Here is a 14,782-nt window from a genome sequence, read left to right on the forward strand (position 1 = left end):
TTCCCAGCGCTGGCTCTTTGCCTTATGGGCGCGGGATGTTGCGGAGATTGCTCTTGGCCATTTCCAACATGTAGCCCACGCCGCCGTCGAGGACGGTGCGGGTTGCGGCCTTGGCAAAACCGGTGAGCATCTCTAGGTCGATCTCTGGTGGGATGCTGAGCGCGTTCGGGTCCGTGATGACGTCGATAAGCACTGGGCCTGGCGTTGCAAGTGCCTGCTGGAGCTGCTGCTTGGCCGTCTTCGGATCGTCGATTGTGACGTGTGTAAGGCCGATCGCGGCCGCTATGGCCGCGTAGTTCACCGCATCGTGGTCAGTCTCGTGCTCCGGCAGACCTTCAACCAGCATCTCCAACTTGACCATGCCCAGGGATGAGTTGTTGAAAACCACCAGCTTGGTGTCCAGCTCATGGAGCTTCACGGTGATTAGTTCACCCAGCAGCATGCCAAGGCCGCCGTCGCCACAGAATGCGATGACTTGGCGGTCTGGGTTGGCTGCCTGCGCGCCGATCGCCTGTGGTAGAGCGTTGGCCATGGTGCCGTGTTTGAACGATCCGATCATCTGCCGGCGCCCATTAGGGGTGATGTAGCGCGCAGCCCACACGTTGTTCATACCGGTATCAACGGTAAAGATTGCATCGTCGGCTGCCAGCTCATCCACAAGGTTGGCTATGTATTCAGGGTGGATGGGGATCTTGTTCTCCACGCCGTGGGTGTAGGCCTCCACCACCTGCTTAAGCTTCTTGTGGTGCTCCTTGAGCATGGAGTCCAAGAAATCCCTGTCCTGCTTCTCCTCGATCAGTGGCAGCAGCGCCTCGATGGTGGCGCCCACGTCACCGGTGACAGGGTGCGAGATCTTGGTGCGGCGCCCGATGTGAGAACCGTCGATGTCTACCTGAGCTACGTTCTTGCTGGGCAGGAAGTCATTGTATGGGAAGTCCGTTCCCAACAAGATCACGAGGTCCGCTTCATGCATCGCGTCATAGCAAGCGCCGTAGCCAAGCAGTCCGGACATTCCCACGTCAAACTTGTTACCCCACTGGATGTGCATCTTGCCCAGCAGGGAGTGGCCGATCGGCGCCTTGATCTTCTCCGCGAGGGTGAAGACCTTCTCGCGCGCATCCTTGACGCCCTCACCGCAGAATAAGGTCACGGTCTTGGCCTCATTAATTGCTAGGGCAAGGCGCTGGACCTCTTCGATGTCCGGGTGCAGCACGGTCCGCGGCGCGGAGATCCTGGACTGAGTAAACAGGCCCTCGGCAGCATCCTCCTTGGAAATGTCGCCTGGGATCACCAGGACTGAAACGCCTTTGCCTGCCATGGTGGACTGGATAGCGTGGTGGAGGACCACCTCGCCCTGCTCCGCGGAGTTGACCATCTCGCAGTAGGCGGAGCACTCGCTAAAGATCGCCTCCGGATGGGTCTCCTGGAAGAAGCTCGAACCAATCTGGCGCGAAGGAATGTGGCTGGCTATGGCCAGCACCTTGGCGCCATTGCGATGAGAATCGTAGAGTCCCTGGATAAGGTGCGTGTTGCCCGGACCGCAGGAGGCGGCGCAGACGGCTAGCTCACCGGTGGTGAGGGATTCAGCGCCAGCGGCGAAGGCCGCCGCCTCCTCGTTGCGCACGTGAACCCACTCGATGGTGGAATCACGCACTGCGTCCACAATCGGATTCAGGCTGTCACCCACGAGGCCGTAAATGCGTTTAACGCCTTGGGCTTCAAGGGTGCTCACTAACTGTTGAGCGAAGTTTTTACTCATAATCATCACGCTTTCGTCAGAGTTGAACACACACCATCGTCCTCCTTTATTTCTATTCTCGCCATGCCAAGGTATCCTCACAGTGATTATCATGAGCAGATTCGAACCAGATTTAGAGTCCCCAAATGATCCGGGTGCGCTGGAACGCGCTGCTCGCGAGCAGAATTCAGCGCCCGCGTCTACTGACGAGTCCCTGCTTCAAGCCTTCAGCAATCTGAAGGAGGCTGGGCGTGATGACAGCCCATCCGTGGCAACCATCGACGTCGCCCAGGCACCACCGCTGGCGCCCCTCGCGCCCGTGGACACGTCCGACCGCGACACGGTCATGGGTGTATTCGACATCGTCTCCAGGATTTGCGAGATCCACATCAATGCTGGTGTCACAGTCCCCGATTCCCAGGCCCAAGCACGCGCTATGCTGCAATCCTTCGGCCTGTGGAACGTGCACATTGATCTCACCGCACGTCGGATCCGCTTGTATACCCAAGCCACCGCCAACATTGCGGAACCGGTGGTACTCATCCGCGTCATGCCACCGGCGGAGCAGGACTTTGACAAGCTCATCAAGGTAGACAACCTGGTAAGAGACATCCTGGCGGGCCGCACCAACATTGTTGAGACGCAGGAGCGCCTGCTTCAGATTGAGACTGAGCCCCGGCCGTTCGGCCTGCACACCGTGGTTCTGAGCTGGGGAATCATGGGCGCGGCCGTCGCGCTGTTGATTGGTGGCGATCTCCTAGTTGCCACCCTGTCCTATATTGCCGCTACGGGCATCATGTACTTGCAAGCTTTCTTGGACCGCAAGAGCTTGCCGTACTTCTTCCAGAACGTGGCGGGTGGAATCTTCGCCTCGATGCTTGCCGCAGTGAGTTATCACGTGGCAGCAGACCTGGGGATCACGCTCAGGCCGTCGCTGGTGATTGCAACATCCATTGTCACCATGGTGGCCGGCCTAACGCTTGTCCAGGCACTGCAAAACGGCGTGGCCAGCGCCCCCGTCACCGCGTATGCGAGGTTCTTTGACACCATCATCAACACCAGCGGCATCGTGGCCGGTGTGGGTCTGGGCATTCTGATTGCGGAACTGATGGACATGTCCCTCCCGCCTATTGAGACGCTGGCGCCACCAAACTTCTCCTCTGACTTCATCCGTGTTGCGGGATCCGTGGGCGCAACCGCCGCCTTTGCCCGCGCCTGTTACGCCAACTGGTCCGCCACCGTGTTGTCCGCCGCCACCGCTGGTGTTGCGTCCGCACTGTACTACTACGCCCTCGTTCCGCTTGAGGGTGGCGGCGTATTCTCCACCGCTCTTACCGCCATCCTCATTGGCTTGCTCGGCGGCCTGTGGGCACGTCGCTACCGCGTCCCACCTCTGATCATCATGATCGCCGGCGTGACCCCGCTGCTGCCAGGCATCACCATCTACCGTGGCATGTACGGAATTCTTCATGACCAGCTCATTGCTGGTTTCGCCAACCTCACCATCGCCTTCGTCACCGCCGCTGCACTGTCAGCCGGTGTGGTCTTTGGCGAGTTCTTCGCCCGTAAGCTGCGCCGCCCGCGCGGCCTGAGCAAGTACACCGTGGCCATCAAGCGGATGGGGTATATCAACCGCCGCCGACAGTTCCGCCGCGCTATGAAGAACACCCCAGAGAATTCAGTAAACGTGCAGGTAGTCAACGAAGATCCGGCGATGTCTTAGCCGGTTTGTAGACTGTGGCGGCATGAATGAGATCGAGGTTGCCGCCGCCCTCCTTTTCGGCCCCGGCAGCAGAAAAGAAAAAGTACGCACACTCAAGGAGCATGGTCCGCAGGCATTGCTGGATCTGGTGGCGCCGCCCTCCCTCTTTGGAGGCGAAGGCCCCCAGCTGAACAAGGCTCAAGATCTGCTCCGCCACAGCTCGGTTATTGCGACGTCTATAAGCAAAAACTACCCGCGCATGCTCGCGCTTTCCGACGATGACCCCGGCCTACTATTCGTCACCGGAACCTTGCTGCGCGACGAACCCACCGTGGCCATTGTGGGCTCGCGCCACGCGCGCCCACACGATGTGGACTTCGCCCACAGCCTCGCTCACACGCTGGGCCGAATGGGGATCTGTGTGGTCTCCGGCCTCGCCAGCGGCATTGACACCGCCGCTCACCGCGGCGCCCTGCAGGCGGGCGGGCGCACCATCGCTGTCATGGGCACCGGCCCTGATCTCACTTTTCCCGAACACAACGCGCGCCTGCGCCAGCACATTGAACGCAACGGGGCGTGCGTCACTCAGTTCCCGCCGGGCCAGGCAGGGACCGCCTTCACCTTCCCCCGGCGCAACATCACCATGGCGGCGCTGTCGAGCGCCACCATCATCGTGGCAGCGAGGGAAACCTCCGGCACTAGGCATCAGGCTCTCGCCGCACTGCGCAACGGTCGCACGCTCATCATCACTCCGCAGGTAGCCAAGTGTGCGTGGGCCAAGCAACTGACCGGAAAACCCGGCGTGCACATAGCAAGCTCTGTCCCACAGATCACCGCGATTGCTAACACAGTTAACTGTCACGCGGCATTGAAACAGCAATAAGTGTCCTCGGGAAGACCGGACGGACACTTTCGCTACTTAACTCTCTCTTCTCAGCTGTTAGCTGCTCCAGTGGTTGATCTTAATTTCAGCCAACGAATTTCAGGAAGCACGATTGTGTGCACCCAGTGAGCGATCAGGGCTCGTTGCAGGAAGCGTGAAAACGCTCTTTTAAGCGACTTCGATGACACATTCTCCGGGTTTTCCCACACGACCTTCAGCAGTCACTGAAATCTCAGATATCGACGAGTTAGGAATTGATGTGGGAAGCTGCATTTCAGTTTGTTGGCTACCCATCTCAAAGGAGATTGTCTCCGGTTCTTCGGAGCCTGATTCCTTCCCTATTTTCACCTCAATACGATCACCAGGTTGGCCCTTGTACGTAATGAAAGCAACGGGCTTCTGGTGGTCGATATCCACTACTTGAGGATCGCATTTTCCATCACTAGACACGTTGCCAAGAATTGGATCGTCAGGCTCGCGGATGAGGAGATCTTCGTCCGCTGACTGAGTGGCCCCAGGGGCGGGCACTAGTTCAGGTTGCGTTGAGCATCCCGAAATGAAAGCCGCGACAACTAGGAGGCATGCTGCTACGTGGTGTTGCTTTTTTACCAATCGGATCGCTCCTCACACTGAATCCCGTTAGGAAAGAACACAGAACCAGGTATTCCGTTGCCGTCTCGGAACGTCACGAAAGCACCCTAGGGAAAGGCTACAAGAACCTTGCCTTTTTCCATCGCGTCTTTCTGACAACCAGTGGTAACCATGTAGCTTTCGCCGTATGAGGTACCAAAGGTTGCGCTGAAGGCCTTTACGTCCACTCCCCCTTAGTCGTGCACATAGCCTTGCGTTCTGCTGACGGATACGGGCTTAGCAGAAAAAGACCAGCTTGCTGAGTAAAGGGATAGTCAGCAAGCTGGTCTAGATGAGCTGAAGACGAGACTTGAACTCGCAACCTACGCATTACAAGTGCGTTGCGCTACCGATTGCGCCACTTCAGCACGTGTCAAAAAGACACGCCCAAATAGTAACCTACTTGCCTGCTACTCACCAACACAGGGAGCAAGTTAGCTAAAACAGCGGGCTTAGGGATACCTTAGGATGGCAAAACGTAAATAGGCTCAAGGGAAGTTGAAGGGGCACGAGTGGGACTACTAGACAAGCTGCGAAACGTCGCACAATCCAGCGACAATCTCGCAACCATTGACGTAGTCAAGGCAGCCCCGCCACCATCGCCGCTGGCTCCCGTTGATCTGACAGACCCACAGCAGGTTGCGGGTGTTATGGATGTAGCGGCCCGAATCGGTGACATCCTGCTTTCCTCCGGCACATCCAATCGCGATACCGTCGCACAGATCCAAGCGGTTACCTCCGCCTACGGTTTGGTCTACTCACACGTAGACATCACCCTCAACACCATCACACTGTTTGCAACAATTGGTGATGACACCAAAAAGACCCCTTTGAGCGTGTTCCGCGTGGTCAGTACCATGACCACGGATTTCTCCAGACTCAGTGAAGTCGACCGCCTCATCCGTTCCATCCAGGCCGGCGCCACCACCCCAGAGATGGCCATGCGTATCCTCGACAACATTTATGCGGCCAAGCCCAGCTACGGGGAGAAAGTGGCGCTGCTTGGCTGGGGTGGACTCGGCGCATCCGTGTCCGTCTTGCTTGGCGGAAACCTATTCATCGCTTTCGTGTCATTCCTCCTCGCCATCGCCATCATGGGATCTGCGAAGTGGATGGACAAGCACGGGTTACCAGTCTTTTTCCAAAACGTCATCAGCGGATTCCTTGCCACCGTGCCCGCGGCGGTGGTGTACGCGGTCGCCGCGGACTACGGCGTATGGATCACGCCCTCGCAGATCGTAGCGTCCGGCATCATCGTGATGCTGGCAGGACTGACACTTGTGCAAGCGCTGCAGGACGGCATCACTGGAGCACCAGTGACAGCGGGCGCCAGATTCTTTGAAACGATCCTGCTTACCGCCGCCATCGTGGCCGGCGTGGGCGCGGGCATCCAGGTGGCAGAGTTGCTGAATATTACGCTGCCACCACTGGAAACGGTCACCACAGACACCTACACCTCCGGTGCCGTCAAAGCACTAGCAGGCGCGTGCGCATCCGGTTTCTACGCGCTCGCCTGCTACGCGCAGTTCCGCTCCATCGTGGTCTCCAGCCTTGCGGCACTCACGGGTGCCGTGGTCTTCTACGTAGCGCTCATCCCCATGGGAATTAGCCAGGTGGCCGCCACAGCAGTGTCAGCTACCCTGATCGGATTGGCCGGTGGCCTGCTGGCGCGTCGTTTTATGATCCCACCGCTGATCACGGCGCTCGCCGGAATTACCCCCATGCTGCCTGGCCTGTCCATTTACCGCGGAATGTACGCAGCGCTCAATGAGCAGATGCTGGTTGGATTCACCAACGTTGCGTTGGCGCTATCTATCTGTTCGGCGTTGGCTGCGGGCGTCGTGTTCGGCGAATGGATTGCCCGTCGCCTCCGCAGGCCGCCAAAGCTTAATCTGTACGCCGCTTTCCGTCGCACCCGCCGATACACGTTCGACGAGCCAACCGATCCAGACACCACCAGCTTCACCGTGGTGGATGCAACCCACACGGCACGCGGACGTCGCCTGATCCGAAAGTCTCAAGCTAAGCAAAAAGAGCAATAAACGGGTACAATAAATGACTCGGACTGCGATTTTAAAAAGTGAAAATCGCTAGACTGACTGTTTTTAGGATTTATCATTATCCCCAGGAGGACCCTTGCCACCTAAGGTTTCAGACACCCGCGCCGCATCAGCTGAATCCCTGCACGCTGTTGAAGCAGAGACCGCGGCTGGCGCACGCCGTATTGTTGCCACCTACGCTGAGGACTTCTTCGACGGCGTCACGCTCATGTGCATGCTCGGTGTAGAGCCTGAGGGACTGAGCTACCGCAAGGTTGCTGCTGAACATGAGGCAGCTAACGCTCCGAAGAAAACCACCAAGAAATCTTCGAAGAAGGCAAGCAAGAAGGCGTCCAAAAAGACGTCCAAGAAGACCACTAAGAAAGCAGCTAAGAAGACCACCAAAAAGGCTGCGAAGAAGACAACCAAGAAAACAACTAAGAAGGCCTGATTCTTTGTGAGCGGTGACAACACGTTCGTTGTAGTAGCAAACCGCCTCCCTGTTGACATCCAAGTCGCCGCGGACGGCACCCGTACTGTAAGCCCGAGCCCTGGTGGCTTGGTCACAGCACTGTCCCCAGTGCTGGAACGCCACGAGGGTTGCTGGGTTGGCTGGCCTGGCACTTCGGATGACACCCTCGACCCCTTCACCACAGACGAAGGCGTGCTCCTGCACCCAGTTCACCTGACGGAGCACGATTACGAAGCCTTCTACGAGGGCTTCTCCAACGCCACGCTGTGGCCGCTGTACCACGATCTCATCGTGCAGCCAATCTACGATACCGAGTGGTGGGAAACCTACCGCGAGGTCAACCTCAAGTTCGCCCACGAGGTAGCTGAGGTTGCGGCAGAAGACGCCATCGTGTGGATCCAGGACTACCAGCTCCAGCTGCTTCCTGGCATCCTTCGCCAGATGCGCCCTGACCTCACCATCGGCTTCTTCCTTCACATTCCATTCCCATCCCCGGACCTATTCCGCCAGCTTCCGTGGCGTGAGGAGATCGTCCGTGGCCTGTTGGGCTCTGACCTGATCGGTTTCCACCTGCCATCCAGTGCGACAAACTTCCTAGAGCTCACCCGCGAGGTAGCAGGCGGCGTGGGTTCCCACACCGGCCAGCCGGACTCCCTTGAGGTCACCGGCGAAGTCAGTGTCCGCGAGGTGACCGCGCACGTACGCACGCCGGATAACCGCGAGGTAGGCGTCGCCGCTTTCCCAATTTCCATTGACGTGGAAGGTTTGGTCAAGCACATGCCTTCCCAAGAGGAATCCGCGAAACTGCGTGAGAAGCTGGGCAACCCTGAGACCCTCATCTTGGGCGTAGACCGCCTGGACTACACCAAGGGCATCCTGCAGCGCCTGCTGGCCTACGAAGATCTCCTAGAGTCCGGTGCGCTGGATCCGGAGAAGTCTTTGCTGGTTCAGGTTGCTACTCCGTCGCGCGAACGCATCGACCACTACAAGGTCACGCGCTCCCAGGTTGAGGAGGCCGTGGGCCGCATTAACGGACGCTTTGGCACCTTGGGCAAGCAGGTAGTTCACTACCACCACTCCTCCTTCCCTAAGTCTGACTTGGCAGCCCTGTACACCACGGCGGACATCATGTTTGTCACCTCCTTCAAGGACGGCATGAATTTGGTGGCCAAGGAGTACGTATCTTGCCACCCTGATGGCTCCGGCGCGTTGGTGCTCTCTGAGTTCGCGGGCGCAGCCTTCGAATTCCCTGAGGCGTACTTGTGCAACCCATTCGATATGGAGTCCATCAAGCGCGCGCTGTCGAACGCCGCGAATGCGCTGCTCAATAATGATGAATCTGCCGTCGAGCGCATGAAGACCATGAACCAGCAGGTTCTGGACCATGATGTAAACCTGTGGGCAACCTCATTCCTTGATTGCTTGCAGATCATCCACGAGTCCAACTAAAACCACTAAACTGCTAACCGCACCACTAGCTCACCGGTGGTGCGGTTAGGTATTTGTTCCCAAAGGATCTCCATGAAAAAGGCTATCGCAGCGCTGCTTACCCTCCCGATGCTTGTCTCTTGTGCGTCGGAAGAACCCCAGCAGAATGTTCGCCACACCGCCTGGCAGATCAGTGAGGTCTACGTGGATCCAGAGACCCCGCCTGCCATCCCGCGCGAGGTCATCGGCGCCGCCGTCATGAACTTTGGCGGGCAGTCAGCCAACGGATTCACCGGCTGCGCTTCCTTCAACGGAATCGTGGCGTTTACCAAGGACGGTGAGGAAGCGTCTCCTGAGGATGCGGATATGCTCGATGTCCGCACCGTGGAGTTCAGCCCGATTGATGAGAACCAGTGCGTGGGCAAAGTTCGATTCGTCCACGATGCACTGGTCCACATGTTGGTGGAGAACTCCTTTGATATCAAGCGCACCCCAGACGGCGCCCTGCGCATGATTGCCCAGACTGAGGACATTGATCCGCAGGGCTTCAAGCTAGATTCACTGGCCCCATCTCAGTCTGCGGAGTAGCTTGAAGGGCTTAAACAGTAGTCCCGCTGCCAACCGTGAGCTCAGTTACTAGACTTGGGTTTCATGAGCGCTACTATTTCTGATCTAGCCCACACTGACAATCTTCTTGTCATTTCCGATTTCGATGGCACCCTCGCTGGTTTTTCCACTGATGCCTATGATGTGCCGGTGAATCAGGAGGCCGTAGCCGCGCTGCGCAAGCTCGCCACCCTCCCCAACACTACGGTGGCTATTTTGTCAGGCCGCCACTTGGGCGGACTCATCCAGGTGAGCGGATTCAGCGAGCAAGAGTTCGTGCTCGCCGGGTCCCACGGCGCTGAGACGAGCGAGGATCAAGGCCTGCTCTCCCCCGAGCAGGAGTTGTTGCTTGCGAACGTCACCGAGGAGTTTGAAGCACTCATCAAAGACGTCCCCGGCGCCTTTGTCGAGCACAAGCCGTACCACCGCGTGTTGCACCTTATCTCCGTGGAGGATCCTGCGCTGCAGGAAAAACTGATGGTGGACGCACTCGCACTCGATATCCCCGGTGTGAAGATCAAGCAAGGAAAAAACATTGCGGAGGCTTCAGTCACGGACATCACCAAGGGCAGTTGGATTGCTGCCGCACTGGAGCGTTACAACGCCACTGCCGCGATCTTCATTGGTGATGACACCACGGATGAAGACGGCTTCAAGGTACTCAGTGAGCGCGACATGTCTGTCAAGGTAGGTGATGGTGAGACCGCCGCCACCAGCCGCGTACCTGACATCGAGGCCGTGGGCGCGCTCCTACAGCAACTCGCCCACGCCCGCGAGGCCGCTACTGCCTAGGCTCGGCCACCGTGTGACCTTCATGGAAGGTGGTTTCTAAAAGCTCGTGGCCGCAATCGCGCTTATTCGCAATAAGGTCAGTAAGCATGCGCCCGGCGTTGAATCCCTTCTGCTTGTTGGGCTGAATCACGGTGGTCAGGCCCTTGTCCAACGACCGTTCGATGCCGTCGAAGCCGGTGATGGACAAGTCCTCGGGGACACGAAGCCCCTTTGATTTCGCATACTCCCAAGCACCAAAAGCCATGGTATCTGTGGTGCACAGGACCGCGGTGAGGTCTGGATTCGATTCCAGCAGCTCCTTCGCTGCATCATAATTGTTTTCGGGGTCGTTGATATGGCGCTCGACTATGGGAACCAGCTCAGGGTCAATACCGTTTCGCTCAAAAACATCCAATGCCCCCAGAATGCGCAGGCGCTGAACGTGGTGGCGGGCGCGCGCCAGACGCTTGCGTGACACGATGCCGTTGTTTTCCTCGCTGTCCAAGCGAATACACAGAATGCCTATCTTTGTGTGCCCCGCAGTGACCAGTGCCTGCGCTGCGGGTGCGATGGCGGCGCGGTCATCAATACCCACAAATGGAATGTCAGACTCTGTGGTGGGCTGGTCACAGATCACGGTAGGCAAACCGCGCTGAAGCGCGGCCTTGAGGTACGGGTCCCCTTCCGCAACCGAGTACACCACGAAGCCATCCACCACCGCGGAGTTCACCAAACTACGGGCGGCGAGCTCATCGGTGGACTTTGGCCCCACCGGCACCAGCGTCATGGAAGTGTGCGTACCGTAGGAGGCCTCAGCCATGCCCGCGAGGAAGTCCACGGACGCGCGGTCCTCGAAGGCATAGGTCAGGTGCTCCGTCAGCAGGACACCAATGGTTCCCACGTGCTTGGTACGCAAGGATCGCGCCATGGGATCCGGCCCCGGGTACCCCAGCTCCTCCGCCGTAGCTAGGATTTTCTCCCTCAGTGCCTCAGACAACTGCTCTGGGTGGTTGTAGGCGTTAGAAACCGTTGTGCGTGAAACGCCCAACTCTTTAGCAAGGGACGCCAGCGAGGTACGTTTTGGGGTCTTAGACATACTCCTTAGGCTATATGCTGCGAAAAACAACGTACTTAACAGTTAAGACATTTACCCCGAAAGGGGTTGAGCTTTGTCGCTGTTATGATTTTGGGAAGTGTTTCATCACGGGCAGAAGAAAGGACCAGAACGCACGCACATGGTAGACATCAAGCCTTCTCGCTACAGCATCTGCGTCGACGGTGTGACGAGGAAGTACATCGCGATTGAGCCCGAAGGCCATGTGCGGGGTGTGTTCTTCTTTCTTCACGGATCTACCCAATCCGGCAACGTTGCTAGGCGGTTCACGGATCACACCTTTGATCACTTCGCGTCCAAAGGTTTTGTTGTCATTTACCCAGACGGCGTGGCACGGCACTGGAATGACTCTCGCGCCACCCTCCCGGAAAAGACCCGTGCGCTGGGCACGGACGATGTGAGCTTTATCAGCTCGATTATTGATCGGCATCAGGTTGACGGCGGCGAGCTGTACCTGACGGGTTACTCTAATGGCGGCCAGATGGTGCTCCGCCTCTTGCACGAGCTGGGCAGGAAGATAAACGGCGCAGCCTTGATCGCTGCCACTCAGCCGGAGGCAAACAACTTCCTCTCGGATCCGGCCGGATACTCAACTACCCCGCTCCTTTTCATGCATGGCACTCTAGACAAGCTTGTGCCCTTCGACGGCGGCCAGGCCGGCCCGCGTGCAGAGAAATCCCGTGGCGAAGTCATGGGATTCACCGAAACGGTGGAGTACTACGCCACAAAGAATGGCTGCGACTACGCGAACCGCACTTTACTGGCTCACAATGACACTCAATCCATTTTTCAGATCGACTACACCGGCCCCGCCCCAGTGCGAGCCATAGTGATGGATGGTGTGGGCCATGTTGTGCCTACCCATAACACCATTGACTCCCCGCACATTGGCCCCGCCACCACACTGATTGTGGCCGCGGACGTCATTGGTGATTTCTTCTTAGGGCACGTGACTTAAAACATGTAATGGCTCCACCTTGGTAGAAGGTAGAGCCATTGAAAGTTGGGCTACTAGTGTGCGCGACGCTGACGGGCGAACTCGCTCAAAACCACGCCCGCGGCAACGGAGGCGTTGAGGGACTCAACCCAGCCCGCCATTGGGATGGACATGATTACGTCGCAGTTCTCACGAACCAGGCGGGAAATGCCCTTGCCCTCAGAGCCGACCACAATAACCACTGGGTCAGTGCCACCCTTGTAGGAATCGAGGGTGTGCTCACCGCCGGCATCCAAGCCAACAACCTGGTAACCGTTGCGCTGGAACTCCTTGACGGTACGGGTGATATTGGTTGCCTTGGCAACCGGCAAGCGCGCTGCGGTGCCCGCAGAGGTACGCCACGCAACGGCAGTAACGGATGCGGAACGACGCTCCGGGATCACCACGCCGTGACCGCCGAACGCCGCAACGGAGCGAATAACGGCGCCGAGGTTGCGAGGGTCCGTGATGTTATCCAAGATGACAACCATGCCCTTTTCACCGGAATCAGCAATGTTGCCAATCAGGTCATGAACCTCGGTGTACTTGTACGGCGGGATTTGCAGGCCAATGCCCTGGTGCATGCCGTTGCCGGTCATACGATCCATCTCGTGGCGCTGAATCTCTAGCACTGGGATGGATCGCGCGTTGGCAATAGCCACTGCCTCGGACAAACGATCGTCATTGCCGGTACCAGCAACAATGTACAGCGCGGTAGAAGGCACCTTAGCCTTCAAGCACTCCACCACCGGATTGCGTCCCACTACGAGCTCGGTGGTTTCTTCCTTAACGTGGCGGCCGCGATCACGACGCTGGCGCTCCAGCTTTGCCTTGTATTTTGCGTGATAGACGCGGTCCTCAGCCTTAGGCGTTGGCCCCTTACCTCTGAGTCCACGGCGACGCTCACCGCCGGAACCCTTCTGTGCACCCTTCTTATTGGTTTTGCGCAGTCCTGGGCGCTTTGGGTCATTACCAGCCATAAAGTTTTCCTCTTTTAGTTATTTAGTGACCACTGTGGGCCATCAGCTGTATCGGTCACGGTGATGCCTGCGGCAGCGAGGCGATCGCGAACTTCATCCGCGGTTGCCCAATCCTTCTCAGCACGAGCCTGCGCGCGGCGCTCCAGCTCCGCCTTGACCAGAACATCCAAAGCGTCAAGGGCTTCATCATTTCCAGTGGCAGCGTCAGCTGACCACTGCTCAGATTGCGGGTCTACTCCCAGCACGCCGGTCATGGCACGCAAGGAGGACGCGATCTTCTCAGCAGCTGCTTTGTCGCCGGCAGCCAGTGCGGTGTTACCAGCGCGCACGGCGTTGTGGATGGCAGCCAGAGCCTTAGGCACGGAAATGTCATCATCCATCGCGGCAACGAATTCCTCCGTTGGCTCGCCAACCTCAACGTCGCCCACCTTGGCCAAGAACGCCTCGATGCGACGGTATCCTGCAGCAGCTTCCTTCAAGGCGTCCTCGGAGTACTCCAGCATGGAACGGTAGTGAGCAGAACCCAGGTAGTAGCGCAGCTCTACAGGGCGGACCATGGTGAGGATGTTAGGCACGGACAACACGTTGCCCAAAGACTTGCTCATCTTCTCGCCACTCATGGTTACCCAGTGGTTGTGCATCCAGTACTGGGCAAAGCCATCGCCGGCGGCGTGGGACTGTGCAATCTCGTTCTCATGGTGAGGGAACTGCAGATCCAATCCGCCGCAGTGGATGTCGAACTTTTCTCCCAAGTACCACGTGGCCATCGCAGAGCACTCAAGGTGCCACCCTGGGCGGCCAAAGCCCCACGGAGTTGGCCAACCAGGCTCACCCGGCTTTGCCGCCTTCCACAGCGCAAAGTCCAATGCTGAGCGCTTACCGGCGTTTTCCGTTTCGCCTTGCTCCATCTCATCCACGCGGTTGCCGGAGAGGGAGCCATAATCAGAACCCTCCGCAGCGTTCCACGCGGCCACGTCAAAATAAACGCTGCCTTCTGCGGCATAGGCAAAGCCGTTATCAATCAGACGCTGCATGTAGTCAACCATCTGAGTGACATGGCCCGTGGCACGTGGCTCTACGGATGGAGGAAGTACGCCAAGGGTGTTGTAGGCCTTGGTGAACTCACGCTCGAAAGTAGAAACCCACTCCCACCAAGGGCGACCATTTTCCGCCGCCTTGTTGAGAATCTTGTCATCGATATCCGTGACATTTCGCACGAATGCGACATCATAGCCCTTGGCCATAAGCCAACGACGCAGAATGTCGAAAGCAACACCGGAACGGACGTGACCAATGTGCGGGTAGGTCTGTGGCGTAGCGCCACACAGGTAAATCGAAACATGTCCGTCGCGCAGTGGCGTGAACTCTCGAAGGGACCTGGAACCGGTATCAAATATGCGTAAACTCACGCCCAATAGTCTAACTGATGTGCGTGAAGTTCCC

13 protein-coding genes and 1 tRNA gene are annotated in these 14,782 nt (G+C 58.0%); 8 read left to right on the forward strand and 6 right to left on the reverse strand.

Annotated elements, in window-relative coordinates:
• Positions 1-22: 22 nt before the first annotated feature.
• Positions 23-1,759, reverse strand: a complete 1,737-nt coding sequence (locus ACXM2N_RS10005; RefSeq protein ID WP_458488296.1) for a pyruvate dehydrogenase — start codon at positions 1,757-1,759, stop codon at positions 23-25.
• Between the two features lie 91 nt (positions 1,760-1,850).
• On the opposite strand from ACXM2N_RS10005, the gene ACXM2N_RS10010 reads away from it, so the two are divergent.
• Positions 1,851-3,461: a threonine/serine ThrE exporter family protein gene (locus tag ACXM2N_RS10010; RefSeq protein WP_458488298.1), complete on the forward strand. Its 1,611-nt coding sequence runs from the start codon at positions 1,851-1,853 to the stop codon at positions 3,459-3,461.
• Positions 3,462-3,483: 22 nt separating this feature from the next.
• Positions 3,484-4,323, forward strand: a complete 840-nt coding sequence (locus ACXM2N_RS10015; protein ID WP_458488300.1) for a DNA-processing protein DprA — start codon at positions 3,484-3,486, stop codon at positions 4,321-4,323.
• 168 nt (positions 4,324-4,491) lie between these two features.
• Here the strand turns inward: ACXM2N_RS10015 and ACXM2N_RS10020 are convergent, their stop codons facing one another.
• Positions 4,492-4,935: a hypothetical protein gene (locus tag ACXM2N_RS10020; protein ID WP_458488302.1), complete on the reverse strand. Its 444-nt coding sequence runs from the start codon at positions 4,933-4,935 to the stop codon at positions 4,492-4,494.
• A gap of 313 nt (positions 4,936-5,248) precedes the next feature.
• Positions 5,249-5,321: transfer RNA gene (locus ACXM2N_RS10025), tRNA-Thr, on the reverse strand.
• Between the two features lie 144 nt (positions 5,322-5,465).
• Between ACXM2N_RS10025 and thrE the strand changes: the two genes are divergently transcribed.
• The 5 genes from thrE to otsB all read left to right on the forward strand — a co-directional run bounded on the left by thrE (position 5,466) and on the right by otsB (position 10,290).
• The gene (thrE, locus tag ACXM2N_RS10030; protein WP_458488304.1) at positions 5,466-6,995 is read left to right on the forward strand and encodes a threonine/serine exporter ThrE; all 1,530 of its coding nucleotides are present in this window, start codon (positions 5,466-5,468) and stop codon (positions 6,993-6,995) included.
• Positions 6,996-7,089: 94 nt separating this feature from the next.
• Positions 7,090-7,443 (forward strand): hypothetical protein, encoded by a 354-nt coding sequence (locus ACXM2N_RS10035; RefSeq protein WP_458488306.1) that lies wholly within the window; start codon positions 7,090-7,092, stop codon positions 7,441-7,443.
• Positions 7,444-7,449: 6 nt separating this feature from the next.
• The gene (locus tag ACXM2N_RS10040) at positions 7,450-8,913 is read left to right on the forward strand and encodes an alpha,alpha-trehalose-phosphate synthase (UDP-forming) (RefSeq protein ID WP_458488308.1); all 1,464 of its coding nucleotides are present in this window, start codon (positions 7,450-7,452) and stop codon (positions 8,911-8,913) included.
• A gap of 72 nt (positions 8,914-8,985) precedes the next feature.
• Positions 8,986-9,480: a hypothetical protein gene (locus ACXM2N_RS10045; RefSeq protein ID WP_458488310.1), complete on the forward strand. Its 495-nt coding sequence runs from the start codon at positions 8,986-8,988 to the stop codon at positions 9,478-9,480.
• A gap of 63 nt (positions 9,481-9,543) precedes the next feature.
• Complete coding sequence (otsB, locus tag ACXM2N_RS10050) at positions 9,544-10,290, forward strand: trehalose-phosphatase (protein WP_458488312.1); 747 nt, start codon at positions 9,544-9,546, stop codon at positions 10,288-10,290.
• Here the strand turns inward: otsB and ACXM2N_RS10055 are convergent.
• Positions 10,280-11,365: a LacI family DNA-binding transcriptional regulator gene (locus ACXM2N_RS10055; protein ID WP_458488314.1), complete on the reverse strand. Its 1,086-nt coding sequence runs from the start codon at positions 11,363-11,365 to the stop codon at positions 10,280-10,282. The two genes, otsB and ACXM2N_RS10055, sit on opposite strands and share 11 nt — an antisense overlap.
• Positions 11,366-11,504: 139 nt before the next feature.
• Between ACXM2N_RS10055 and ACXM2N_RS10060 the strand changes: the two genes are divergently transcribed.
• A complete protein-coding gene (locus ACXM2N_RS10060) occupies positions 11,505-12,341 on the forward strand; it encodes an alpha/beta hydrolase family esterase (RefSeq protein WP_458488316.1) in 837 nt (278 codons plus the stop codon).
• Positions 12,342-12,394: 53 nt separating this feature from the next.
• On the opposite strand, the gene rlmB is transcribed toward ACXM2N_RS10060, so the two are convergent.
• Together rlmB and cysS are read right to left on the reverse strand one after the other, a co-directional pair.
• Positions 12,395-13,339, reverse strand: a complete 945-nt coding sequence (gene rlmB, locus ACXM2N_RS10065; RefSeq protein ID WP_458488318.1) for a 23S rRNA (guanosine(2251)-2'-O)-methyltransferase RlmB — start codon at positions 13,337-13,339, stop codon at positions 12,395-12,397.
• Between the two features lie 14 nt (positions 13,340-13,353).
• Positions 13,354-14,748 carry a cysteine--tRNA ligase gene (cysS, locus tag ACXM2N_RS10070; RefSeq protein ID WP_458488320.1) on the reverse strand — a complete coding sequence of 465 codons (1,395 nt, stop codon included), beginning with the start codon at positions 14,746-14,748 and terminating at the stop codon, positions 13,354-13,356.
• Positions 14,749-14,782: the final 34 nt, after the last annotated feature.

The organism is Corynebacterium sp. ZY180755, assembly GCF_054331495.1.

Bases quoted from the DNA above. Each gene is read 5' to 3' on its own strand.
- ACXM2N_RS10005 (WP_458488296.1), bottom strand. From the start codon at position 1,759: ATGAGTAAAAACTTCGCTCAACAGTTAGTGAGCACCCTTGAAGCCCAA.
- ACXM2N_RS10010 (WP_458488298.1), top strand. From the start codon at position 1,851: ATGAGCAGATTCGAACCAGATTTAGAGTCCCCAAATGATCCGGGTGCG.
- ACXM2N_RS10015 (WP_458488300.1), top strand. From the start codon at position 3,484: ATGAATGAGATCGAGGTTGCCGCCGCCCTCCTTTTCGGCCCCGGCAGC.
- ACXM2N_RS10045 (WP_458488310.1), top strand. From the start codon at position 8,986: ATGAAAAAGGCTATCGCAGCGCTGCTTACCCTCCCGATGCTTGTCTCT.
- otsB (WP_458488312.1), top strand. From the start codon at position 9,544: ATGAGCGCTACTATTTCTGATCTAGCCCACACTGACAATCTTCTTGTC.
- ACXM2N_RS10055 (WP_458488314.1), bottom strand. From the start codon at position 11,365: ATGTCTAAGACCCCAAAACGTACCTCGCTGGCGTCCCTTGCTAAAGAG.
- ACXM2N_RS10060 (WP_458488316.1), top strand. From the start codon at position 11,505: ATGGTAGACATCAAGCCTTCTCGCTACAGCATCTGCGTCGACGGTGTG.
- rlmB (WP_458488318.1), bottom strand. From the start codon at position 13,339: ATGGCTGGTAATGACCCAAAGCGCCCAGGACTGCGCAAAACCAATAAG.